Raw genomic sequence first — 24,404 nt, forward strand, 5'->3', positions numbered from 1 at the left:
CCGCTCCCCGAGTGCATTCGCGACCACAGCGCAACGAGTGTTGCAAAGGCCGCGTGATAGCCGGCGATGGGATCGCATGGGCCACGAGGGATTCGCGGCGCATCTGCCTCCGCATGACCTGTGACCCACGCCAGCCCACTCATCTGCTCCATCGTCTGGGCCATTCCGACGTTGTCACGCCACGGGCCGTCCAGACCGAACGCCGGCATGCGCACGAACACGGCGTTCGGATTCAGCTCCTTGACTCGCTCGCGAGTGAATCCGAAGGAATCAAAGACCCGTGGGGAGAAATTCTCCACCAGTACATCGCATGTGCGGATCAGCTTTTCAAATACTTCTCGCCCCTCTACCGAACCAAGATCAAGGGTCAGATCACGCTTGTTGGTGTTGATCTGGAAGAACGAGGGCGACCACTCCCACCAGGTGGGATCCTCACGATGCGACATCGCCGCGCCGCGGATCATGTCGGGACGCTGGATCGACTCCACGTGAATGACGTCTGCCCCCAGCGCTCCGAGCAGGTGGCCGACGGAGGGGCCGGCCCAGACCGCGGTCGCGTCGATGACCTTGAGGCCCTCAAAAGGCGAAGCACCAGTCGGGGAAGCCGACCGGTGGCGCGGTTCCTTGAACACCGCGCCCTGGTCCTGCCCCAGACTCGGCGCGCGCCCGCGAGGGCAGGGGCGAATGCCGTCGATCTTGTAGGAGGGCATCGGCTGTAGGAAGTCGCCATCGGGTGACGGGCCGAACGCGTTGCGGACGCTGAACTGCTCCTCGGCCAGCACGGTCTGTCCGCTGTTGACGCGGGCGACCGGTATGCGCAGCGCCGATGCCAGCTCGACGATCTCGTCGGTCGTGCGGCCGGCGAACCACGGACGAGTGAGCTCGTTCCATTCGTCGACCCGCCGGTACCGCATCGGACCGATCGCCCACGATTCGTCGCCCAGGAGATCGTCGCGTTCGATCATGAGAAGAAAGTCGTCGAACTGCTGGCGGGTGCCGGTCATGAACCCGACGAAGCCATCCTTCGTCGGCTCGATCGAAGGGCATTCCAGCACACGGGCGGCGTCACTCAGCGTTGGCTCGCCCGAAAAACTGTGCTCGACGGCGAGCCCGAGGGTCGAGGCGAATGTTGCTGCTGCGAGCCAGGAGGCGTCGACGTGCTCGCCGAGCCCGGTGACGCGCGCGCGGATGACCGCAGCAAGTGCACCGACAGCTCCGAAAAGCCCGGCACACCACTCGATCAACCGACCCCCGGCCTGGAAGGGGACTTCATCGACGCGGCCACGCCAAGCGATGGAACCGCCTTCGGCTTGCACGGTGAACTCCGTCGCTGGGCGGTCGGCCCAGGGCCCAACCCGCCCGTACGGGGTAACCGACAGCACGGTCAGGCCAGGAAAACTCTGTCTCCAGCCGGCGACGTCGATGCTTGCGGGAACGTCGGACTCGATGACAAGGTCCGCCTCGCGCACCAGCGCACGGATCGAGTCATCATCGGGGGCACCGACAATGGAACGCTTTGAGGCATTGAGGAATCGAAAGAGGGCTGAGTCCTTGCCGTCGAGTGCCTCGCCGTAGACCGCACGTCGACGCAGCGGGTCGCCCTCGACCGGCTCGACCTTGATGACGTCCGCGCCTGCATCCGATAGGAGCTTGGAGGCATACGCGCCGGCGATTCCGGTGGAGAAGTCGACGACATTCAGGCTGTGCAAAATATTCATCGCGACCTTCGGGGTGGGATCTTCATTCAAATGCCGGGGGGTCACTACTGCGGCCGCGTCCGGTTTCGCCAAAAGGGTTCGCGCAGTTCGCGCTTCAATACTTTCATCGAAGCGTTCCTCGGTAGCGCGTCGACGACGTCAATCGAGCGCGGACACTTGTAGGCAGCGAGGGCTGAACGGCAGAGGGTTATCAGTTCGGACGGGTCTACCCGATGGCTGTCGTCGCATTCGACGACCGCGTGGACAGCCTCGCCCCACCTTTCATGCGGTATGCCGATGACGGCAGCATCCAACACAGCCGGGTGTTGCTTGAGAACGGTTTCGACCTCGGCGGGATACACGTTCTCTCCGCCGGACACGATCAGGTCCTTGATCCGATCCCGCAGAAACAGGTAGCCCTGGTCATCGAGGTATCCGGCGTCGCCAGTTTTCAGCCAACCGTCGCACAGGACATCGGCAGACTCCTCCTCGCGTTGCCAATACTCCTTCATCTGAACCGGTGTCTTCGCGAGGATCTCACCGGTTTCGCCTGGCGCGCATTCCCGCCCGTCGGCGGCGACGATGCGAATGTCGACGCCGGGGGCGGCTCGACCAACGGAGCCGAGAAGTTCGGGGCGTTCGCCTGACAATGCCCGCTGATGGTCGAGGTGAGTGAGCATGGTGATCACGGGTGATTCGGTCTGGCCGAACGCCTGCGCAAACTCACAACCGAAGGTTTCGATGGCTCGGCGTAGGGATTCCTTGGTGATGGGGGCGGCTCCATAGCTGATCGAGCGCAGATTGGCGTAGGACCGCCGAGTCGCCCCAGGTACGTCTAGCAGCATCTGGATCATCGCGGGTACCAAGGCGGTGGTCGTGATCGCCTCTTCGTCGAGCACTCTGAGCACCTCGGCCGGGACGAAGTCTTCCTGTATGTAGAGCGATCCGCCGGTACTGAGCGCGAACAGGCTCATCAACGCGCCGACATGGTAGAAGGGCGCGACGACGAGGATCCGTCCGCCCACGAGGGCCGGGCTCAGCAGCGTCAGCTGGGTCATGTTCGCCGATATGGCCGCATAGTCGATGACGACTCCCTTGGGAGTCCCCGTCGTTCCGCTTGTGTACATGATGATTGCGCCGCACCCAGGCTCGGCGGCGACGACCTCACGGGGTGGGTCGTCAGCCGCAGCGACCCATTCGGAATAGTCGATCCACCCCGACGGAGGGACCGCCGACGCTGCGACGAGCCGAATTCCGGGCGGAAGAGAATCCTGCACCGTGGCTATCTGGCCGACGAGCGGGCCAACTCCGATCAGCAGCCGCGTGCTCGCGTCGCGCAATATTGACGACCACTCCGCGGGAGCCAACCGCGCGTTGAGCGGTACCAACACGACACCGGCGAGCATCGTCGCGAGATAGATTGCGGCGTATTCGGCGTGATTCTTCGCCAGTACCGCAACCCGGTCGCCGGGTTCGAGTCCGAGGCTTCGCATCGCAACCGCCAACTGGTGGGAGCGGGAGACCAACTCCGCGCGCGTGAGGGTCGTGCCGGCGGAGTCGCGCACGGCCTCGGCGAGAGGGTCTTGCCGCGCCTGCCACGCGACGAGTTCGGGGAGGAACGCGACGGCGGGGACCGCTACAGCTGGCGTTGTCGGCGCTGTCGTCAACGAATGTTCCTTTCCCGCATCAAATGAAGGCGCGTCGAGGGCTAGTTGTAGAGCCATGTCTGTAGGACCTCAGCGGTGTCCGCACCGAGCTTCGGCGCGGGCGGCCCGTCGAATCCGGGTCGAAAGTTTGGCTCGACGAACCGGATCGGATCGCCCAGTACCGGAGCGGGATGCCCGTCGACGATCTGGCTCAGCCCGCGAGCGACGAAATGGTCCTGCTTGGGCAAGTCGATCGGCTCGACCACTTCCCCGCCGGGCACATCCCACTCCACGAATCGCTGGGTCCATGTCGCCGCGGAGGCCTGCGCGAAGATCCCCTCGAGCTCCGCCCGAAGGCTGTCGGCCCCACGGCCCATCTCTCCGTGGTCTTCCTCACTCGTCCCGCTCCAGTGCTCGAGAAGGTCGGGGCGTCCGACCTTCGAGCAGAAGTTTGCGAAGAACTTCCGCTCCAATGCGGCGAACATGACTACCCGCCCGTCGGCCGCCGTGTACACCCCTGCCAAAGGGGAGGAAAGACTGCGCGGATCGGCGGCACCAGAAAGCACCGAACCGATCACGACGCGGTGTGCCTCGGCGCCTGCATCCCACATCGACGCGTCGATGTGGGCACCACGGCCCGTCGCTCGCGCGTGTTGAACCGCTGCGACGGTGGCAAATGCTGCGTTCGCGACCCCGATTTCCAGGCAGAAGGCCAAAACCTTGCTACCTTCTTGACGATCGCCGTCGCTCGTCAAAGTCATGCACCCCGACAGCGAGTCCATGACATAGCCGTGCGACGGAAGTTGGGCCAGTGGACCATACTGGCCGAAGCCGGAAAGCGAGCACACGACCAGGCTGGGCTTTCGCTCACGCACCGCGCGCCAGTCGAGCCCGAGCTTGTCAAAAGCTCTGGGACGCGACCCCTCGACGACAACATCGGCCGTATCGGCCAGTGCAAGAAAGGTCTTCAGGCCGTCGGGGTCCTTGAGGTCAAGCTCGATGCTCTTCTTTCCGCGGTTGAGCATCTCGAAGAGCAGACCAGAATCACCAACCAGCGGAGGCGCCCAACGGAGGGCATCGCCGTGCTTGGGCTGTTCGACCTTCACGACTTCGGCACCGAGATCAGCCATCTTCCGCGTCATCATGGGACCCGGCAACAGGTGTGCAAGCTCGAGCACTTTGATCCCGGCGAGGGGCGTGTAGCTCACCCGACGCTGCTTCGCGCGCCCGGCTCGACACTCCCGTAGGTATCGGGCCGCGAGTCCTCGTCGAGAAGATCGAAGTGGTCGATGAACCGCTCCGCCTTTGCCACGTCGCTCCTTTGGATAAGTTCGCCAGTATCCCAAGTCATCGCAAGACACCACACATGCGAACCGGACATATGATCAGTGAGTACTTACTGACTACCGGTTCATTGTTACCCCGGGCGTTCGCGATGTCAACCGTGGGCCGGGCGTCCAGCCGCCGGCGCGAGTAACCCAGTCGCCTCGGGCCGACCGCCCGGCGTTTGGCTGCCGGCGCTACACACGTAGCACGCCAGATCGGCGATGCGCTGCTACACCAACGGCGTTGTGCCGGTGTACGTATGGCGCGAGTTCATGGCGAGATGCCCTCCGCTAGCGAGCGGCTTAGCCGGCCCGCCAACCCGCGGTTGACATCGTGCAACCGCGGGAGTAAACACTGAGGGACGACTAAAGTCAGTAATCGCTTACTGTACATCGCGGACCGGCTCAAGATGCGCTGTCTGGTGATGACTGGGACACCCGGCGGGCGTACTCAGCAGGGCCTGGCCGGCACGAAGGACGTCGTCGACGGCAGTTAAGTCTGAAGCACGACGGGTGCCAATTGAACGGAGGTTGTGCTGTTATGACGACCAAACAGATGCACGATGCGACGGCGGATCAGAGCGAGGACATCAGCCTCGAGCCGTTGATGGTCTTTTCATCTGACACCCATGTGGGGCCACGACCAGAAGACCTTCGACCTTACTGCGAGAAAAGGTACTTGCGGCAATTCGACGAATTCGCCGGCTCGGAGTCGGCGTCGGTTGCCGTGTACAAAGAGATGTTCCTGAACACATTCTCCGACGCGTACCGAAGAGGCAGCCACCGAAACCAACTGACCGAAGGCCACCATGATCCGCATGCGCGACTGCGTGATATGGATCGTGACGGCGTTTCTGGCGGCGTGATATTCCATAACTCACTGAACGGTCAACCGTTTCCCTTCGACGTGATGAACACCTTCGGCAACAGCGTTCCGAGCGCCGAAGACCGGGAGCTCGTCGGTGTTGGACGCACTATCTACAACCGCTGGTTGAGCGATTTTTGCTCGGTCGAGCCGGAGCGCAACGTCGGGTTGGCACAGTTGCCGTTCTGGGATATTCCTGCTGCGATCAAAGAGCTTGAAGCCGCAGCCGAGTCCGGCTTGAGGGGAGTCAATTTTCCTGCTCCGGGCACTTTCGGGATGGCTCAGCCCGACGAAGAAGAGTTCGATGACTTTTTTGCGGCCTGCGCCGCACTCGATATGACGTTAGCGACGCATATCGGGGCGCTGCCACCGCCCGCGGGACGCAACGGCGGGATTCTGAGCCAGACCCCTGCATTCCACCGTTTCACGCTATTGGATACGACAGAGTGGGGGCTGCGGACTATCCGGATGCTTACCCTACACGGCGTTTTCGAACGTCACCCAAATTTGAAGCTGATCGTTACCGAATTGCCGGGAAACGACTGGGACGGCACGAATGCGAAAATGGATTCAGTGTATTACTCGCCAGAGATTCGAAAAGATTCAGTGTTGTCAAAGCCGCCCAGCGAGTACACGGGGACCAATCTGTGGATCGGAAACAGCTTCCAGTCGCGTTCCGAAGCCACAGGGGCGATCGACATCGGCCGTGCAGATCGTTTCTTGTGGGGCTCGGACTACCCGCACCCCGAAGGCACCTGGAGCTACCCGGAGAGCGACGATGAGTATCCGATGACCCGGCTCGCGCTGGCCAACACCTATCACGGCCTCCCGCTGGACAAGGTCCGCCTGCTTGCTGGTGAAAACGCCGTCGACTGTTACCCCCGATTGGACCGGGCCGCGTTGCGCAAAGTCGCAGACCGCATCGGACCCAGCGTCGAGGAAATCATGTCCCCACCCGACGTCGACCGTGATTCACTCATCGAGGCGACGGGCACCCTTGCCTTCCGCACCGGTGGCGCCTGGGACTGACAACACCCAAGGAGGGATCCCCGGTGTCCGCTAGCGAAAACAAGGCAGCCATCCAGGCCGTTTTCGACAAATTAGCCGTCGATCCGATGCAGGTCTTCACCGCACTCACCGAGCTCTGCCATCCCGACGTCGAAACCTTGGAGGCACCGGGCTTCTCCTATGGCGGAACTTATCGAGGCGTCGATGGCCTGATACAGGCCATGCTCATGGCGAGCGCCCAGATGACCGACATGTCCAAAGCTCGAGTGGAGGAGATCGTCGCCGACGGCGATCATGTGATCGTGCGCATGCGCGTCCCTTGGGAGCTGCCCCCCGAACCGGCTGGTGAGGCGTTGGTGTCGGAGTGGTACACGTTCCGCGGCGGCAAGATTGCGCGCATCGAGCCATTCTTCTGGGACCTATACGGCCGTGCTTAGGTATAGCTCAAAGCGGTTGCCCTGCACCGGGTTCCGGCGGCGGAACAGCCATCGAACCGGTATCGAAAAGCTCGGGATCCCCGAGTTACCGGACTGGCGAAGTCGACTCGGTGCCGGCAATTCTCACGCAGTTGAACCCGCGCCCAGTGGTTTTCGCGGCACCTTCGAATCGCACAATTGGTTGGCGAAGGCCTTTGCCGCCGAGGTGGTTCCGATGTCAGATGGATCGCTTGGGTGCATATCCCGCGATGTTGCCGAAGCCCCTACCCCACCTTGGTCCTGGCGCGGACGTTTTTTCCGGACCTGTTCAGCGGTGAAGGCGATCGCCGGATCGGCGCGCCCAATTCGTGATTACTTCAGCACCGGAGTGCCGCAGAATGCGGTCATGTCGGTGCCGCGCGCGTATTCTCGCATCCACAAGTCGGCCGATTCGGGCACCGGCTGGTTGGTCGGGTCGTGGTGAGGAAGCTGCGCCAAAAATAGCCACCACAACATGGAGGCGATGTTGCGGGTCGGGACGGCGTGAAACGGAGCGGGCACACCGGTCTTGGTGCGTTGAGAACGCGTCAACCGCGGCATCTTCACTTTCATGGCATCGACAAGCGAGATGACACGGTCCGACTCCGGGACGACCCGATCGATTTCGGCTGCGATGTGTTGCGTCACAGTGGCGGAATGCTTGAAGGTCTGTGGCGCATACTTCGTTCGGGTCCACCGGTTGGGGGTGAGGTACTGGTACAGCACCAGACCGGAACTGCGGTGCTCGATCTCTTCGACGAAGTGCCACATCATCAATGATGCGACTCGCTGATCCCCAGGTTCGAGCAGTGCTTCACGGTGGTCCAGAACTACTTTCAGCAGCGGGGCGAAGCAGCCCTCGATGTTGGCTATGTAGGACAGGTGGAACTCCAGGTCGTGCGCCGCGAGCAGTTCCTCGTAGGACGCAACCGCGTGCTGGTACGCATCCTCGAGTGCGGGGTATTGCTCGATGAGCGCCAACATGTGTTTCCGGTGCGCGGAGGCGTGCTGCGCTTCCTGACGCAGAAAAGCTTGGGCCTCCGCCGCGATTTCAGGGTCGACGAACTTGTCCTGGGCCATGCGGACCACGCTGATGATGTATTTCTCGAACGAAACGACGCCGAAGGAGACCAGATTGCAAAAGGCCGAGAAGATGGGATTCTCCGGCTGCCAGTTGAAAGGTACGGATCTGTCGAATTCGAACGGAATCTTACGAATGACGAGGTCTGTCATCGTGCGAGGTCCTCCCGTGAGCGAGCGTCCCGATTAGATGGAAAGTGCGCAATCGCGATCCGTCCTGGTGGCAGCGGCACCTCGGGAGCCATGAGGGCGCACGCCACAGGCGCTGCCTTCGTCCACTCCCCGGAGGCCAATCCGACCGCTGCTTGTAAGTATGCGCTTACAAACGTCTCGTGTAAAGGGGCCGAAGATGTTTCGGACTTCCAATGAAGCGCCCGGTCGCGCCGCCCGATGCGACCATCTCGAGCGGTTGCGGGGCCACCGGACCGCGGGATACATGGGTCGGCCAACTCGGGCTGTCGCGACCGCATGTCTGCCGAGCTAGCGTGCGAGCGAGCATGCCGGCCGACTTGGCGGGCAGCGAATCCGTTTGATTTACCGGCCATCACGTCGAACTAATCGAGCGGCACGTTCACGTTTTTCAAGCTGACGTACTCCAGGACTCCGGCGAGGCCGCCTTCACGGCCGTACCCACTTCCCCGGACGCCCCCAAACGGCGCATTCGGCGTGAAAGGAGGAACCGTATTGATGCTGACGCCGCCGACGGCAAGGTCCTCGGCAACCCGGTGGGCGCGCTTCAAATCGCGAGTATGGATGTACCCGTGGAGTCCGAACTGCGTTGCGTTGGCGAGCTCCACCGCCTGGCGTTCCGTGGAGAATGGTGTCACGGCTAGCACCGGTCCGAACACCTCTTCCTGCGCGAGGACAGAAGAGTTGTCAACGTCGACAACAACGGTCGGTTCCACGAAAAATCCATCGGCGAGCTCGCCATCAGCTCGCGCGCCCCCGAGAATGACACGTGCGTCGGAGCCGCCTGCGCCTCCGCCGATCGCGCCAAGAATGCGCTCCACCGCCCGCTCATTGATGACGGGGCCAATCGTGGTGCGGGAATCCAACGGGTCCCCCATGACGCCGACCTTCGCAAGCTCGAGCACGCGGTCGACGACTTTTGAGTAGATACTCTCCTGCACGAGTAAGCGGGTGCCGTACACGCACCCCTGCCCGGCGGTGCCGATGACCATGAGCACCGTCTGCGCGAACCCGGGATCGTCCAAGTCGGCATCTTCGAACACGATGTTCGCCGATTTGCCTCCGAGTTCAAGAACGGCAGGCGTCAGATTCTCCGCTGCGGCCGCCAGAATCTTGCGCGCGACGACGGGTCCTCCGGTGAATGAGATCTTGCTGATCGAGGGGTGCCGTACGAGTGCCTCGCCGACGTCCGGTCCGCCCAAGACGACATTGACCACTCCTGGCGGCACCCCTGCGTCGAGCAGGAGTTCACCGATTCGGACGACTCCGAACGGCCCCGTCTCGGGTGGGCGGATAACGACGGTGTTCCCAGTCGCGAGCGCGGGCGCGAGCTTGATGACTGCGCTAAGGAACGGGACGTTGTACGGTGTCAGCGCGGCGATCACGCCAAGGGGTTCGTAGCGGACGTAGTCCAACGATCGTCGCGGATACACCTGGACGAGCTCACCTGCGCATTTGTCCGCCCATCCGGCGAAATACTCCAGGTTGTCGGCCATCACACCCATTACTGGCCGACCTACCGGTCCTCCGGTTTCCAAGGCCATGATTGTTGCAAGCTCGTCTTCGTGGGCGCGAATGCGTTCGGCGATTCGCAGCAACAACCGCCGTCGCTCGTTGGCTGGGGTGTGACGCCAACTCTCAAATGCCTTGGCGGCGTTGTCAACTGCGGCGTCCACATCGCTTGTGTCGGCCGTCGCAAACGCAGGCAGGGGGCGTCCGGTCGATGGATCACAATGCTGCATTGTCGAGCCCGTCGACCCTTGGACCCACTCGCCGCCGATCAACATTCGACCTTCCGGCAGGACGCTGACAGCTTCCGCATGACGCTGGACCAGGCTCATGGTTGCACCTCTGCGGTTGCTCGCTGCGCTCCTGTCACCGCGGAACTCCTTCCGTCAAGCTCATTGTAAACGCTCACTTATCTTTGTGCGGACCAATGGCAGCCTTGTCAAGTTTCTTGAGCGGGTCGCGAGCGGCGTCGACACCCGGCCGGTTCGGATAACGAAGCCTCAGTTCGTCAACCGCATGGCCGCCGTGCGGAACACGGCCTCATCCGCCACCGGTGCGCCGAGAGATCTTCAGCTGCGCACCGGATTGTGATTGAAACCGGTCAAGAGCAAGTGTCCGGCGTCGACCGGTATGTCAAGGCCGGTGATCTTCGATGCCAGTTCGGAGTTGAGGTAGACCGCGGTCTTGGCGATTTCATCGGGATCCATGAATGCGGTGTCTCGCAGCGGGTTGCTGGAGTGGCCGGACTCCAAGGCCTCCTCGCGTGTGCCTTGGTCGTGGCCGTTCATCATCGCCCAACCGTGAGGGTTGTCCACCATCGGGGTCAGCGTGCCCCCAGGCAAGATCGCGTTGCACCTGATCCCATAGGGAGCGAGTTCGAGGGCGATGGACCTCATCAGCCCGACGGCCCCGTGCTTGGCAGCGGTGTAGTGAGCCCAGGCAGGCGCCGGGCGGATCCCATTGAGCGACGAGACGATCACGATCGAGCCGGATTTGCGCTCGATCATGTGTGGCGTCACCGCCTTGGCTGTCTTCCATACGCCGGTCAGGTTGACGTCGATCATGTCGCCCCACTGCTCTTCGGACAGCTCCCAAAACGATCCGAGGTTGAAGATGCCGTGGTTGATGATCACACAGTCGATCTGGCCAAACTCGGCGATACCGGCGGCCACGACGTCGTCCATCTCCTTGGAGGACCGGGTATCGGCCTTGTGCGAAAGTGCGCGCCGGCCCAAGGCTTCGACCTCGCGCACCGTCTCGGCAAGATCCTCCTCGGTGGCCATGTCGTAGAGGACCGTGGAGATTTGCTCAGCGATATCGGTGACGATGACGTCGGCACCCTCGCGCGCCGACCACACGGCATGCGCACGACCTTGACCACGGGCAGCGCCCGTAATTAGCGCCACCTTGCCCTCGAGCAACCCCACTTCGTACTCCTTACGTTGAACCGCGATGAGCCGTAACGATTTTGACTGCGATGGGGCGTAACGCTAACAGACGTTGTCGCTTGACAACAAGAGTGCTACGCTCGCCTCGGCGCCTTTGCATCGCCTGGGCGCTAGCTTGCAACCAACTGCATATGCGTTCGTGAGGGCAATCCGGCTTATCGAATATCCATGACTGCGCTGCGCTGGCATCAGACTGGGAGCGTCCGACCATCTTTCCTTGATCTCGGCGATGTCAACCAATTCGAGCAAGCAAATCGAAGTTTCGCTCTGTGCAGGGATTAACCCCGTTGCCGCTTCGCCAGACCTGTTTTCGAATTGAGGACCATGCATGACTATTGGTGAAGTTCCCACGACAAGCGACGACACGCCGCGCGGGTCCAGCGCTGACGAGATCGCCGCGGTCATTCAGATCCAACGCAAGGCCTTTCTGCGCGACGGCCCACCCTCGTTGGCGCAGCGTCGACATCGAATGGACCGCCTCGCGGCGCTGACATTCGACAACGCTCCGCAACTCGCCGAGGCCATAAACATCGACTTCGGCAACCGCCCGGTGCAGACGACCATGTTCACCGAAGTGCTTGCCAGCATCAGCGATACCGAATACATCCGGAAACACCTCGGGTCTTGGATGCGGCCGCGGCGCGTCAACGGGATAGCGCGACCTCTCGGATTGCGCTATGCAGTTCACTACCAGCCATTGGGTGTAGTCGGCGTGATGGGCGCGTGGAATTTTCCGTTGACCTTGCTCATTCAGCCGACCATGGAGGCGTTGGCCGCGGGGAACAGAGTGGTGCTCAAAGCGCCCGAAGGAGCGCCGCAAACGTCTGCCCTGATCAAGAACCTTGCTCCTCAGTATTTCGAACCCGACGAATTGGTGGTCTTCACCGGCGGTCCGAGCACAGCCGCAGCGTTCGCTTCCTCAGACCTCGATCACCTGTTCTTCACCGGTTCGGCGGCCGTCGGCCGCCTGGTACAGCGAGCTGCGGCGGATCACTTGGTGCCCGTAACGCTCGAGCTCGGCGGCAAGAACCCGGCGGTTGTCGCACCGGATGCCGACATACGCCGCGCCGCCCAGCGGATCGCGAATGCTCGACTGATCAACAGCGGGCAGGTGTGCCTATGCCCCGACTATGCCCTTGTTCCCCGTCAGTCCCTCGACGTTTTCGTCGACGCCGTGCAGTCCGAGTATCGGCGCCTATTTCCCACCGTTCTGGACAACCCCGCGTTCTGCAACATCATCGACGACAAGCACTTCCACCGCATTGTGGGTCTCGTTGAGGATGCCCGGCGTAAGGGCGCCGTCGTCGTGGAGGCCGCGCCGCCGGGGGAACCACTACCGTGTGCGCAGCAGCGCCGGATTGCACCCACTGTCCTCTACAACGTGACCGACGAGATGCTCGTGATGCACGAAGAAGTGTTCGGACCTGTGCTGTGCGTGCGCAGCTATGAGCAGACCGACGAGGTGATCGATTACCTCAATGATCGACCGTCGCCGCTCGCCGCATACTGGTACGGGCCCAACTCGGCGGAGTTTCGTCGGTTCTGCCAAAGGACTTTCAGCGGCGGCGTCTCGCGCAATGACATGGGTCTTCACGCCTCCGTCAACGGTGCACCTTTCGGTGGGGTGGGAGAAAGCGGTATGGGCAGCTACCACGGCAAGGCAGGATTCGAGACGTTCAGTCATCGGCGCACGATCGCGCAGTCTCGTCTCCCATGGAGCGTGACATCGCTGATGAATCCGCCAGTCCCCCCTTGGCTGAACAAGGCGATGTCAATTGCGCTGAAGCTCCAGCGTGCCCGACTTGCACGACGCATCAAGGGCTTTCGTCCATAGGTTGGTCACAACCGCATTTTGGGCCCCGGGTCGCTCCGGTCAGAACGTCGAGATGGCCACATTGAACTTGTAGAGTCACTGCGCTGCAGTCACTTCGGCGCCTTGAGACATTGGCCGCAGTATTGGATCGTGTGACCACCACGCGCTGCGGTGCCGGCGCTCGCCGTACAACCGGCACTCGTCCGCATCCGGTTCCTGCGTGCCGTGAAACTTCCTTGACCTTTCACTAACAGCTATGAAACTATCTGGTTGGTTTGCGTTTACTTACCGACTGTTTGATGGCTGGCACCCGATGGGCGGACCCCCCGAAGATGACTAGAAAACCTGTAGCTCCAACACAACTGAGCGTCGCGCCGAGCCGTGCGGGTACCGGCGGGCTCACCGTCGTCACCAACGTGCTCGCGGGCCTGGGCAGTGTGTTCTTGGTATGGCAGGTGTGGACGCTGACGGCCTGGCTTCTCGACCACCCGCACCAAATCACGCAGTTCCGCGATCCGAACACCGCCAGCTTCTGGATCGCTCGCGTCCTCGAGGTCATCGGCGTCATCGTCGCCGTCTTGGTCATCCGCTATGCGGTGCAAGACTGTCGCCGCGCAGGCAGGCTCACCTTCGATGCCAAACTTGTCATCGCAGCGCTCTCTGCGGCATGGCTCGACCCGACGGTCAACGCGATGGCGCCGGTGTGGTTCTACAGCTCCAACTTCGTCAACCTGAACGCGTGGACCGGGAACATGCCGTTCATTATCAACCCCGACGCCGGCCGCCTGCCAGAACCCGTCCTGTTGATCGCGTCGTTCTATCTCGGCATGTTTCCCGTGTTGGCTTTCCTGCTCAACCGCGGCATGCGATTCCTGCAGCGTCGGAATCCGGACATCTCGGCCGTGAAGCTGATGGCTGTCAGCTTCGTGACTGTCATGGTGGGCGGAATTGCATTTTCTATCCCGATGTACTTCCTCCGGCTAGTTGCGGCACCCGGTTCGCCAGAAGTTCTATCGGTCACCGGCGGCGGAGCAACGCGGTACCCCATACTCGAGCCGGTCATCTTCGCGTCGATCAGCACCGGCCTGGCGATGGCGCGGTGGCTCAAGGACGACCGCGGAAATTCGCTCGTGGTCGAGCAGCACCCGCCCACCCGTTCCCCACTGCGAGCGCAGGTGATCAGCCTGCTCGCGTTGATCGGACTCGCGAACATTCTGCTTTTCGCGGCCAATTCCCTAATCGTCATGCAGGGGTTCTTTGCCTCCCCCTACAACGAAATGCCTGCCCATCTGGTCAATGAGATGTGTGACGCACCCGGATACACCGACACGGTATACGGCCCCTGCCCAGGATCTCCTGGATTCAAAATGCCCATCCGCGAGCTCCCGTAACGCGCAGGCCGACAGAGATACCGGGAGGAAGCGATGAGCGAACACGAAGTCAAGATGGTCATCTTGACGACCGACGACCTCGACGAATCGATCCGGTTCTACAGCGAGACCCTCGGCATGCCGTTGAAATTTCGCGACGGAGCCCACTTCGCCGCCCTCGACGCCGGCCGGATCACCCTCGCGCTGGCCACCGACGTGGACCATCCCATCCCCGGCCAGGCCGTCGTCGGGATCAAGACCGCCGACGTCGACGCGGCGGCCAAGGCCGTCGAGGCTAGCGGCGGCGGCATCGTGAAAGGCCCCTACGACGACGCCCACGAGCGCCGCGCCGTGGTCTACGACAACAAAGGCAACGGCGTGGTCTTCTACAAGCCGCTGGCCCGATGAACAACGCTGACGTCGGCACGCGGGCCACCGAAGCGTTGGACTTCTTCATCGAGGCGGACGAGCAATGCCTTCGTCAGAGTTGGGATCTGCTAATGAATCGCACGGTTGAAGTATCCGCGACCTTGTCATGAAGCGCCCTGGACATCCCGGGACGCGCCGCGCTTCCTCGAAGGAGAGAGCCGCCGAGGTGTGGGCGGTGGGTGCCGAGTTGGGTACCGAACAAGGCGACCGACATGCCAACCGGCCGCCGTCAGCAGCATCTCGGTCTCGTCGGACCGGTCCGGATAGCTGGCCATAGCAGCTTCGAGCCTAAGCCGTTGGTCCGCGCTTTCGGCGCACTTCTCGTTGATGCCCTAACCTTCCAGAAGCGACTGTCCCAAGCACTCACCACGCTGCACGCCCGGCAGTATCGCAAACGTCGCCGACCCCACGGTCGTGATCCACTGGTTCAACTACCAACGTGATCCGGCGCGCCAGTTCCGATCCGCGATCGCTTTCACTGTCGGGTTCTGCTCTGGACTGTGCGGGCGAATTCATTCCAGTAGCGGCGACGATCCTGCTCCTGCTGGACCCGTTGCACTTCCTTTTGCAGCCGAACAGCTTTCACCGTCATCGGCTACTGGGGCGGTCGAGTTCATCCCAGGTGTCCATCTCGGCGCAGATGCGGCGCTTGGCGCATCGCCGCCGGGGTTCCGACTCGTGTGTAGGCCCACTCCCAGTCGTCATTCGACCAGCGCTTGTCCGGCGCGGGCCGGTGACGCCGCAACACCTTCACGGCCCGCCAAGTGGGTGGGCCAGTGCCTGCGCGCCGACACCGAGGATGCAGGTGCAACGGTATTCACGGTCAAACCCATGGCTTGTCGGGCTCGTGCTGCTCAGTTGCCTGCGTGGCGGTCAGCGTGGTTCGGCCTCGTACCCGTCCAGCAGCGGTTGGCCACCGCGGACAGCCGTGCAGAAATGGTCGCCATGGCGGGGCGGCGACGGCTTTCGTTGCCTTACTGATGGGCGAGTTCCTTACTGGCGAAACGGCCGGCGCGTCGAGCGCGCTGTGGCCACCGCTGTACAGGTTCGTACTGTAAGCGTTACAGTAACTGCGTGGAGACACCGGTACAGGACCTCGCGAAGGACGAGCCCATAGACCTGCGCGACCCCTACCCCATGTTCGCGCGCCGCAGGGCCGAAGGCGGGGTGTTCCGCGGGTCGGTGATGGACTGGTCGAAGACCCCGGACTCACTGCGGCCCGAAAACCTGTACGCGGCGGTCTCCTTCGACGCGGTCAACCGGGTGTTCCGCGACGGCAAGGTGTTCAACTCCCGGATCTACGACTCCACAATCGGGCTGTTCATCGGCCCGACGATCCTGGCCATGGAGGGCAAGACCCATTGGGAGCACCGCAATCTCGTCTCGGCGGCGTTCAAGTCGAGATCACTGGCCCGGTGGGAACCCGAGATCGTGCGACCGGTCGTCAACGGCCTGATCGACGAGTTCATCGACAACGGGCGGGCAGACCTGGTGCGTGACTTCACCCTGGAGTTCCCCACCCGGGTGATCTCCCGGCTGCTCGGCCTGCCCGAAGAGGACCTGCCGTGGTTCCGCAAGCGCGCCGTCGAGCTGATCAGCTACACCGTCAAGTACAAGAGGGCGTTCGAGGCTTCGGCGGCGCTGAAGGACTATTTCCTCGACCAGATCGACAAGCGGCGGTCCGCCCCGACCGAGGACATCATCGGCGATCTGGTGTCCGCCGAGATCGACGGCGAACAGCTGAGCGACGAGGCTATCTACTCGTTCCTGCGGCTGCTGCTGCCCGCCGGCCTGGAGACCACGTTCCGGTCGTCGGGCAATCTGCTCTACCTGCTGCTGACCCATCCCGAGCAGTTCGCGGCGGTCAACGCCGACCACGAGTTGATCGGCGCGGCGATCGAGGAAGGCCTGCGTTACGAGACACCGCTGACGACCGTGCAGCGTTTCGCCAACGAGGACACCGAGATCGACGGAATCGCGATACCGGCCGGCTCGGTGATCGACGTGTGCATCGGTTCGGCCAACCGCGACGAGGCCCGGTGGGACCGTGCCGAGGACTTCGACATCCTCCGGAAGCGGACGCCGCACATCTCGTTCGCCGCCGGGGAGCACACCTGCATGGGACTGCATCTGGCCCGGATGGAGACCCGGGTGGCCGTCGAGACCTTGCTGACCAGGCTGTCCGACATCCGGTTGCTCACCGATGACGATCCGCACATCCACGGCCAACCGTTCCGGTCACCGACCGCCCTGCCGGTGACCTTCACCCCCGCCTAACAGGGATCAGCGCTGCCGGCGCTCGCGCCGGGCGATGGTCTTGGTTTCCAGGTACTGCTGGAAACCTTCGATCCCGCATTGCCGTCCTACCCCGCTGCTCTTGTAGCCGCCGAACGGCGCGTCGGCGCCGTAGAACATGCCGCCGTTGACGCCGAAGGATCCGGTACGGATGCGCCGGGCGATGCTCATCCCCCGCTCCGCCGAACGCGACATCACCGCACCGGCAAGCCCGAACGCGCTGTCGTTGGCCAGGCGCACCGCGTCGTCGTCATCGTTGAACGGCAACACCACCAGCACCGGCCCGAAGACCTCGTCCTGCGCGATCGCGGCACTGTTGTCGACGCCGACCACGACGGTCGGCGCGACGAAATGTCCGTCCCCGAGGTGCTCCGGCAATCCCTCGACCGGACCCCCTCCCACGGTGATCTCGGCGCCGACACGCCGGGCACCCTCGATCGCGGTGAGTACCCGGTGTTTCTGCGCGGCGCTGATCACCGGCCCGACCAGCGTGCCGGGGTCGACCGGATCCCCCACCGGCATGGCCTGATACGCGGCGGTGATGTCGGCGACCGCCTGCTCGTACAGCGACCGGTGGATCAGCATCCGGCTGGTGGCGGCGCAGGCCTGCCCGGCGTGCACGCAGACTCCCATCGCCGTCGGGACGATCACCGCCGGGTTCGCATCGTCGAGCACGATCGCCGCCGACTTCCCGCCGAGTTCCAGGAACATCCGCTTCATCGTGTCCGCGCCCTGGCGCATCAGCAGCTTGCCGACCGCGGTGGAACCCGTGAACGAGACCAGGTCCACCCGCGGGTCGGTGCCCAGCAGACCGGCGACCTCGTTGGACGGGGTGGGTACGACGTTGACCACACCGGGTGGGATGTCGGTGTTCTCGGCGACGAGCCGGCCCAGTCGGGTGGCGTTCCACGGCGTGTTCGGGTCGGGTTTGAGGATGACGGTGTTGCCCGCCGCCAGAGCAGGACCCAGCTTGTTGAGGATGACCTCGATCGGGAAGTTCGACGGCGTCACCGCCGCGACCACCCCGACGGGTTCCTTGACCACGGTGCGGATGTTGCGCGCACCGAACAGTCCGCCGCCGTCGAGCACCCGCTCCCACTCGAACGTGTCGATCAGACCCGCCGGGTAGCGCAGCGACTCCGCCAGCGGCCAGTCCAGCTGGGCGGATTCGGTCGTCATCACCGGGCAGCCCACCTCGGCGACGAGTTCGGTTCGCAGGTCCTCTTTTCCGGCCTCGATCGCGGACTGCAGCTGCGCCAGACACCGCTTGCGCAGTTCCCTGTTGGTAGGCCAGTCGCCGGCGTCGAACGCGGCGCGGGCCGCGGCGACGGCACGCAGCATGTCCGGGGCCTCCGCTGCGGCGGTGGCACCCAGGACCGCGCCGGTGGCCGGGCTGAGGTTGTCGAACTGCGCACCGGATGCGGCGTCGACGAGCTCGCCGTCGATCAACATCCGATGTTCGGCCCGCCGGCCGGCGCGTCGGCCCCAGTCCACACTCGTCTCGGTACCGTCGATTGTTCCGGTCGACGCTTCGCTCATCTGGCACCTCCGGGACAGCCGTTCTCGGATGATCAACGGTAAACATTACAGTATCGAAGTTCCGCTACACTCCCCCGAAGAGAGCCGTTCGGCACCGTCGGCAGAAGGGGACCCACTTGATCAAGGTGATGGAGGGCGTCCGCGTCCTCGAGGTTGCGCAGTTCACGTTCGTACCGGCGGCCGGGGCGATCCTCGCCGACTGGGGCGCCGACGTGATCAAGGTCGAGCACCCCGTCCGCGGCGACACCCAGCGCGGCTTCATCAACATGGGTGGGTTCCAGCTGGACCCCAACCGCCATCCGCTGATCGAGCACCCCAACCGCGGCAAGCGCAGCGTCGGCATCGACGTGTCCACGCCCGACGGTCAGGAGGTGCTCTACGAGATCGCGAAGACCGCCGATGTGTTCCTGACCAACTACATGCCCGCCCAGCGGCAGAAGAACAAGTTCGACATCGAGCACATCCGCGCGGTGAACCCGAACATCATCTACGCGCGCGGCAGCGCCTACGGCGACAAGGGACCCGAGCGCGACACCGGCGGTTTCGACGGCACCGCGTTCTGGACCCGCAGCGGCGTCGGGCACGCGCTCACCCCCGAAGAGATCGGCGGCGCGCTGTCGCAGGGCATTCCGGCGTTCGGTGACTCGATCGGCGGCATGAACATCGCCGGCGGCATCTCGGCGGCGTTGTTCCACCGCGAACGCACCGGCGAGGCCGTCGAACTCGACGTGTCGCTGCTGAGCACCGCGTGGTGGGCAGCCGGGGCGAGCGTGACGCAGGGCATGGAGACCGGCGAGACGATGCGCTCGCTGATGCCGGACTCGGCAAGCCCGTCGGTCAACCCGTTCCTGGGCAACTACCTCACCTCCGACGGCGGCACGATCAACCTGTGCATCGTCAGCCCGACCGGCTACATCCGCGACGCGTTCGAGCATCTCGGTCTGCCCGAACTCGCCGACGACCCGCGGTTCAGCGATGTGATGCCACTCATCGAGAATGCCTCGGCCGCAGTCGAACTGATCGCCGAGTCGATCTGCAGCAAGCCGTTCGACTACTGGCGGCAGCACCTGAAGACCATGAAGGGTCAGTGGGCGCCGTTCCAGAGCCTGGTCGATCTGGGCAGCGACGAGCAGGCGATCGCCAACGACATGATCGTCGAGGTCGAGGCTTCCGACGGCGGCGAGCCGTTCAAGGTCGTGCGCGGGCCGGTGCAGTTCAACCACGAGCCGCTGCAGACCACCCGCGCCCCGCAGGCCTCCGAGCACACCGAGATCGTGTTGATGGAGCTCGGCCTGGACTGGGACCGGATCGAGGCGCTCAAGGACAGCGGCGCAATCGCCTAGCCCCCCTTCGCCGAAATGGCATTCCAGCAGCGAAAAGTCGAGTGAGGGCCTGCTGGAATGCCATTTCGGCGCGGGTCAGACGGGGTCGACGCGGACCGGAACTCCGGTCAGCCATGCCATCCCGGACAGGCTCTCGACGTCGGCGGGCGCGCTCGAGGTCAGCCGGTTGACGTTGGCGCCACCGGCCTTGTTGGCCAGCCGCCAACCGCCGGTGCCGTTGTGGCCCCAGCCGTGCGGCAGCGCGATGACGCCGGGCATGATGTCCTTGGTCAGCGAGACCGGCACCGTGATCCGGCCGTAGGGCGAGCTGACCTGCACCTCGCTGCCGTCGCGGATGTGCAGTTCGGCGGCGTCGTCGGCGTTCATCAACCCGTGGTGGCCGCGGTCCCCGCGCATCAGCAGCGGTGCGTTGTGCATCCAGGAGTTCTCCGAACGGGGCTCGCGCATCCCGATCATCCGTAACGGATACCCCTGCGGCTGTTCAGATCTCGCCAGGGTCGCGATCTCGGCGGCGATGTCGTCGTGAGCCAGCTGGATCCGGCCGTGCACGTAGGCGATGGCCTCCTTGAGGACCCCGGTCCGCAGGTGCGGTGAGAGCACCGTCCCGTGCGGATGGTCCCGCGTCAGCCTGGTGAAGGTGAGCCCGCCGCGGCGCAGCCCGAACCGGTCGCCGCCGGCGCAGACCCTGATGATGCCGTCGGCGAGCATCCTGGGCGTGAACCGCACCCCCAGCCGGGCCATCGCCCGGCTTGACGCGGTGAGCGCGGCGAACACGCGTGACCGCCCGGACAACCGCTGGATCAGCTCGCCGACGATCTCCCATTCCTGGCGGGCCTGCCCCACCGGTTCGATCACCGCCTCGGTGGCCTGCCGGAACGGCGTCGCCTGGAACGGCTGGAACGTCAGCGGGAAGTCGTCGCGCTCGTACATCGTCGTGACCGGCAGCACGTAATCGCAGTGCGCGGCCGTCTCGGTCAGGTAGAAGTCGAGCGCGACGGACAGATCCAGCGAGTCCAGCGCGGATTCCAGCTCGTCCCCGTTGGGCACCGACAACACCGGGTTGCCGGCACTGATGAACATCGCCCTGATCCGGCGCTGCCCCGGCGTCGTCATCTCCTTGGCCATCAGCGCCGCTGGTTCGGAGGCGATGATCGCCCGGAAGCCGCCGATGCGGGAAGCCTTGCGCCGGTAGACCCGGCGCAGCAGCGCTCCCATCCCGACGTTGACCCACCGCTGGCCCGGCAGACCCAGGCCGCCGATGACCGAGCCGCCGGGTTTGTCCAGGTTCCCCGCGACGAGGTTGACGACGTCGATCAGATACGACGTCAGCGTGCCGTGGCGGCCGACGCACGTGCCCAGCCGTCCGTAGACCGCTGCCCGTGGCGTCGCGGCGAGGTCGCGGGCCAACCCGCGCACCACGTCGGGGTCGATCCCGGTGTGGGCCTGGGTCGCCTCGGGGGCGAACGGCGCCGCCTGGTCCCGCAGCCACTCCAGATCCTCTGTGAGCGCACCGATCTCGTCCGTATGCGCCAGCCCTTCGGCGAACATCACCTGCAGCAGCGACAACAGCAGCAGCGCGTCGGTGTCCGGCACGATGCCGCACCACTCGAACTGGGCCGCGGTCTCGGTCTTGCGCGGATCGATCACCACCACCCGTCCGCCGCGCCGGACGATGTCGTGCATACGGTCCTTGATGCGCGGCGCGGTGAGAAAACTACCGTGGGACACCACAGGATTGGCGCCCATGACGACGAGCAGGTCGGTGCGGGTCAGGTCCGGGATCGGCACCGAGGTCGGCGTGCCGTACAACAGCTGGCTGGCCATCAGTCGGCTGTTGGTGTCCTGCGAGGACGCCGTGTAGAAGTGGGTGCGACGGCCCAGCCCCTTGATGAACGCCATGATCGACACGACGTGGGAGTAGCTGAACGCGCCGGGGTTGCCCATGTACCAGCCGACGGCGCCCGAGCCGTGCTCATCGAGCACCGCCGTGAGCCGCGCCGCGATGTCGGTGAGCGCCTCGTCCCAGCTGACCGGGACGAACCCGTCCGGCGTCCGTCGCAGCGGCGTGGTGACGCGGTCCGGGTCGTTGACGACCTCGGTGAACGCGATCCCCTTCTGGCAGGCGAAACCCGCCGACAGCGGATGCTCCCTGTCGGGTCGCAGCGCGACGAGCGTGCCGTCCTCGACGGTGGCGATCATGCCGCACAGCGGCTCGCAGATCCGGCAGAACGTCGCTTTGTGGACTACCTCGGCCATGCGGGCACCTTCCTGCGCTTTTTCGCTAGTCTGCGCACAATGCGCTGGATTGTCGATGGCATGAACGTGATCGGTTCGCGTCCGGACGGGTGGTGGCGAGACCGGCACCGCGCGATGGCGGCTCTGGTGGAGAGCCTCGACCGGTGGGCGATCACCGACGGCGCGCAGGTGACGGTGGTGTTCGAACGGCCACCGTCGCCGCCGCTGGAATCCGCGGCAGTGACGGTCACGGCCGCCCCGTCGGCGGCACCGGATTCCGCCGACGACGAGATCGTCCGATTGCTCCACGACGATGCGCATCCGGAACTGATCCGGGTAGCGACGTCCGATCGCGCACTGGCGCAACGTGTGCGCGATGCGGGCGCGACGGTCGTCCCGGCCGAACGGTTCCGTGATCTCATCGACCCACGCTGATTTCGGTGTAGTTGGTCAATCCAGCATTGACGAACTACACCGAAATCACCGCAGGACCCGCACCGGCACATGCGACCAGCCGGACACGTTCTGCATGCTGACCCGGCGGCAGCCCTCCCAGTCCACTTCGTAGCGCGGCATGAAATCGAGCAGCTTGTCGAGCGCGATCGAGGTCTCCAGGCGCGCCAGCGCCGCACCCAGGCAACTGTGGATGCCGTACCCGAAGCCGAGGTTCTGCGCCTCGGTGCGGTCACGGTTGATGTCGAACACGTCCGGCGCGGTCCACGCCCGCGGGTCGCGGTTGGCCGAGGCGCCGAGCAGGAAGACCGGCGCCCCCGCCGGGATCGTCACCCCGTGCAACGTGACGGGGCGGTTGGACCGGCGGACGTTGTACTGCACCGGCGCGTCGTAGCGCAGCAGTTCCTCGATCGCGGCGCCGATCTTGCCGCGGTCGTCGAGCAACTGCTGCCACTGGTCGGGATGGCGCGCGAACGTCACCGCGGCACTGCCCACCAACTTCGTCACCGTCTCGGCGCCGGCACCGCCCAGCAGTGTCGCGAAGCCGGCGATCTCGGAGTCCGTGAGCCGGTCGACGGCGCCGTCCTCGCGCTCCACCTCCGCGGCGACGAGGGCACTGATCATGTCGTCGCGAGGTTCCTTACGACGCCGTTTGATCAACTCGTAGTACATCAGCCATGTCTCGGCCATCGCCTGCTTGCCGGACTCCGACATGTCGATCTGGCCCGGTTCGCGGTGCAGCGACTCGTCGATCCACAGCCTCACCTGCTGCCGGTATTTCTCCGGCACACCCAGCATCTGGGTGATCACCTCGACCGGGAAGTACACCGAAAAGTCCTGCACCACATCGAACTCCGGGCATTCGCCGTCGCCGACCGCCGACAGGAACCGCTCGACGGTCTGGGTGACCATCACGCGCAACGCCTCGATCGCCCGCGGGGTGAAGACCTTGTTCACCAGGCTGCGCATCGCGCGGTGCTCGGGCGGGTCGATCGAGATGAGCATCTTGGCGGGAACTATCTCGCCCCGGCGCACCATGCCGAGATCGACGCCGTACGCCGACGAATACGTCGCGAAGTCCTTCAATCCGGCGGCGACGTCGGCATGCCTGCTCAGTGCGTAGAACTCGTAGGTGGGGTGGTGGTAGACCGGCGCCTCGGCTCGCAGTCTCGGATACCCGGCGTGCGGGTCGCGGTAGAACTCCTCGCTGAACGGGTCGAAGACCACGCCGGGATCGTGCTGGGTTTCCGCGACGGCCACGATCGCCTCCTGTAAGCCCTCCAGTTGTGCTTTCGATAACAGCCACCCTATCCTGCTGATGGCCTCCGCCGCGCGCAAGACAGGACGGGACGTGACCGACGCCTACTACGACCTCGTCGACGCCGACGACCCCCGCGGGGAGAAGTTCACGGCGTCCGACCACGTCATCAGCACGTGGGGTCCGCAGATGCAGAACGCCGCACCGGTGTCCGCGCTGCTGGTCCGGGCCGCCGAGCGGTGCGCGCCGCGCGACGACGTGCGGCTCAGCCGGGTCGTGGTGGACCTGCTGGGTCCCGTCCCGGTCGCCGGTGACCTGTGGGTCCGCATCGCGGGTGTGAAGGTGGGCACCATCACCGCGATCGAGCCCGATACCACCCAGGCGGTCTTCACCTTGCGGATCGATCACGGTGTACGGGTCGCCGCCGACGCCAAAGCCGTTGTGGTC

Annotated in this window: 18 protein-coding genes; 9 read left to right on the top strand and 9 right to left on the bottom strand. The window is 64.3% G+C overall.

The annotated features are described in order from the left end of the window. The 3 genes from ASJ79_RS26010 to ASJ79_RS26020 all read right to left on the bottom strand — a co-directional run. Positions 1-1,748 (bottom strand): CoA transferase (locus ASJ79_RS26010; protein ID WP_156448659.1); only part of this gene is annotated, 1,748 nt, incomplete at its 3' end. Between the two features lie 14 nt (positions 1,749-1,762). Further along, the gene (locus ASJ79_RS26015; RefSeq protein ID WP_067961620.1) at positions 1,763-3,364 is read right to left on the bottom strand and encodes a class I adenylate-forming enzyme family protein; all 1,602 of its coding nucleotides are present in this window, start codon (positions 3,362-3,364) and stop codon (positions 1,763-1,765) included. 41 nt (positions 3,365-3,405) lie between these two features. Then, positions 3,406-4,551, bottom strand: coding sequence for a CaiB/BaiF CoA-transferase family protein (locus ASJ79_RS26020; RefSeq protein ID WP_067961622.1), 1,146 nt, complete (start codon positions 4,549-4,551; stop codon positions 3,406-3,408). A gap of 658 nt (positions 4,552-5,209) precedes the next feature. Here ASJ79_RS26020 and ASJ79_RS26025 point away from each other — a divergent pair. Together ASJ79_RS26025 and ASJ79_RS26030 are read left to right on the top strand one after the other, a co-directional pair. Beyond that, positions 5,210-6,562 (top strand): amidohydrolase family protein, encoded by a 1,353-nt coding sequence (locus ASJ79_RS26025; protein ID WP_067961624.1) that lies wholly within the window; start codon positions 5,210-5,212, stop codon positions 6,560-6,562. Positions 6,563-6,585: 23 nt separating this feature from the next. Continuing rightward, the gene (locus ASJ79_RS26030; protein WP_067961626.1) at positions 6,586-6,978 is read left to right on the top strand and encodes a nuclear transport factor 2 family protein; all 393 of its coding nucleotides are present in this window, start codon (positions 6,586-6,588) and stop codon (positions 6,976-6,978) included. A 351-nt stretch (positions 6,979-7,329) separates the two neighbouring features. On the opposite strand, the gene ASJ79_RS26035 is transcribed toward ASJ79_RS26030, so the two are convergent. From ASJ79_RS26035 to ASJ79_RS26045, 3 genes are all read right to left on the bottom strand, one after another. Then, entirely contained in the window at positions 7,330-8,229 is a 900-nt protein-coding gene (locus ASJ79_RS26035; RefSeq protein WP_067961629.1) for a metal-dependent hydrolase, read from the bottom strand. Between the two features lie 401 nt (positions 8,230-8,630). Further along, positions 8,631-10,106 (bottom strand): aldehyde dehydrogenase, encoded by a 1,476-nt coding sequence (locus ASJ79_RS26040; protein ID WP_082754068.1) that lies wholly within the window; start codon positions 10,104-10,106, stop codon positions 8,631-8,633. 237 nt (positions 10,107-10,343) lie between these two features. Continuing rightward, on the bottom strand, positions 10,344-11,201 hold the full coding sequence (locus ASJ79_RS26045) for a mycofactocin-coupled SDR family oxidoreductase (RefSeq protein ID WP_067961632.1): 858 nt from the start codon (positions 11,199-11,201) through the stop codon (positions 10,344-10,346). Positions 11,202-11,550: 349 nt separating this feature from the next. Here ASJ79_RS26045 and ASJ79_RS26050 point away from each other — a divergent pair, with 349 nt between their 5' ends. The 4 genes from ASJ79_RS26050 (at position 11,551) to ASJ79_RS26065 (ending at position 17,111) form a co-directional block, all read left to right on the top strand. After that, positions 11,551-13,056: an aldehyde dehydrogenase family protein gene (locus tag ASJ79_RS26050; RefSeq protein WP_082754069.1), complete on the top strand. Its 1,506-nt coding sequence runs from the start codon at positions 11,551-11,553 to the stop codon at positions 13,054-13,056. A 311-nt stretch (positions 13,057-13,367) separates the two neighbouring features. Next, positions 13,368-14,426, top strand: a complete 1,059-nt coding sequence (locus tag ASJ79_RS26055; RefSeq protein WP_197420380.1) for a spirocyclase AveC family protein — start codon at positions 13,368-13,370, stop codon at positions 14,424-14,426. 33 nt (positions 14,427-14,459) lie between these two features. Further along, entirely contained in the window at positions 14,460-14,813 is a 354-nt protein-coding gene (locus tag ASJ79_RS26060) for a VOC family protein (RefSeq protein WP_067961637.1), read from the top strand. Positions 14,814-15,908: 1,095 nt separating this feature from the next. After that, positions 15,909-17,111, top strand: a complete 1,203-nt coding sequence (locus ASJ79_RS26065) for a cytochrome P450 (RefSeq protein WP_067961639.1) — start codon at positions 15,909-15,911, stop codon at positions 17,109-17,111. 6 nt (positions 17,112-17,117) lie between these two features. Here ASJ79_RS26065 and ASJ79_RS26070 read toward each other — a convergent pair whose 3' ends face one another. Next, on the bottom strand, positions 17,118-18,668 hold the full coding sequence (locus ASJ79_RS26070) for an aldehyde dehydrogenase family protein (RefSeq protein ID WP_067961641.1): 1,551 nt from the start codon (positions 18,666-18,668) through the stop codon (positions 17,118-17,120). Positions 18,669-18,796: 128 nt separating this feature from the next. Here ASJ79_RS26070 and ASJ79_RS26075 point away from each other — a divergent pair, with 128 nt between their 5' ends. After that, positions 18,797-20,011 carry a CaiB/BaiF CoA-transferase family protein gene (locus ASJ79_RS26075; RefSeq protein ID WP_067961650.1) on the top strand — a complete coding sequence of 405 codons (1,215 nt, stop codon included), beginning with the start codon at positions 18,797-18,799 and terminating at the stop codon, positions 20,009-20,011. Positions 20,012-20,086: 75 nt separating this feature from the next. Here the strand turns inward: ASJ79_RS26075 and ASJ79_RS26080 are convergent, their stop codons facing one another. Continuing rightward, a complete protein-coding gene (locus ASJ79_RS26080; RefSeq protein ID WP_067961643.1) occupies positions 20,087-22,267 on the bottom strand; it encodes a molybdopterin-dependent oxidoreductase in 2,181 nt (726 codons plus the stop codon). 39 nt (positions 22,268-22,306) lie between these two features. On the opposite strand from ASJ79_RS26080, the gene ASJ79_RS26085 reads away from it, so the two are divergent. Beyond that, a complete protein-coding gene (locus ASJ79_RS26085) occupies positions 22,307-22,681 on the top strand; it encodes an NYN domain-containing protein (protein ID WP_082754071.1) in 375 nt (124 codons plus the stop codon). A gap of 45 nt (positions 22,682-22,726) precedes the next feature. On the opposite strand, the gene ASJ79_RS26090 is transcribed toward ASJ79_RS26085, so the two are convergent. Continuing rightward, the gene (locus ASJ79_RS26090; RefSeq protein ID WP_369803777.1) at positions 22,727-23,962 is read right to left on the bottom strand and encodes a cytochrome P450; all 1,236 of its coding nucleotides are present in this window, start codon (positions 23,960-23,962) and stop codon (positions 22,727-22,729) included. A gap of 88 nt (positions 23,963-24,050) precedes the next feature. Here ASJ79_RS26090 and ASJ79_RS32850 point away from each other — a divergent pair. Then, positions 24,051-24,404 (top strand): acyl-CoA thioesterase domain-containing protein (locus ASJ79_RS32850; RefSeq protein ID WP_369803778.1); only part of this gene is annotated, 354 nt, incomplete at its 3' end.

Origin of the sequence: Mycobacterium sp. NAZ190054 (assembly GCF_001545925.1) — a bacterium.
GTDB lineage: Bacteria > Actinomycetota > Actinomycetes > Mycobacteriales > Mycobacteriaceae > Mycobacterium.

What these genes read in the sequence shown, in the direction of transcription:
- ASJ79_RS26025 (WP_067961624.1), top strand. Translation starts at nt 5,210, where the DNA reads ATGACGACCAAACAGATGCACGATGCGACGGCGGATCAGAGCGAGGAC.
- ASJ79_RS26035 (WP_067961629.1), bottom strand. Translation starts at nt 8,229, where the DNA reads ATGACAGACCTCGTCATTCGTAAGATTCCGTTCGAATTCGACAGATCC.
- ASJ79_RS26040 (WP_082754068.1), bottom strand. Translation starts at nt 10,106, where the DNA reads ATGAGCCTGGTCCAGCGTCATGCGGAAGCTGTCAGCGTCCTGCCGGAA.
- ASJ79_RS26050 (WP_082754069.1), top strand. Translation starts at nt 11,551, where the DNA reads ATGACTATTGGTGAAGTTCCCACGACAAGCGACGACACGCCGCGCGGG.
- ASJ79_RS26055 (WP_197420380.1), top strand. Translation starts at nt 13,368, where the DNA reads ATGACTAGAAAACCTGTAGCTCCAACACAACTGAGCGTCGCGCCGAGC.
- ASJ79_RS26060 (WP_067961637.1), top strand. Translation starts at nt 14,460, where the DNA reads ATGAGCGAACACGAAGTCAAGATGGTCATCTTGACGACCGACGACCTC.
- ASJ79_RS26070 (WP_067961641.1), bottom strand. Translation starts at nt 18,668, where the DNA reads ATGAGCGAAGCGTCGACCGGAACAATCGACGGTACCGAGACGAGTGTG.
- ASJ79_RS26075 (WP_067961650.1), top strand. Translation starts at nt 18,797, where the DNA reads ATGGAGGGCGTCCGCGTCCTCGAGGTTGCGCAGTTCACGTTCGTACCG.
- ASJ79_RS26080 (WP_067961643.1), bottom strand. Translation starts at nt 22,267, where the DNA reads ATGGCCGAGGTAGTCCACAAAGCGACGTTCTGCCGGATCTGCGAGCCG.
- ASJ79_RS26085 (WP_082754071.1), top strand. Translation starts at nt 22,307, where the DNA reads ATGCGCTGGATTGTCGATGGCATGAACGTGATCGGTTCGCGTCCGGAC.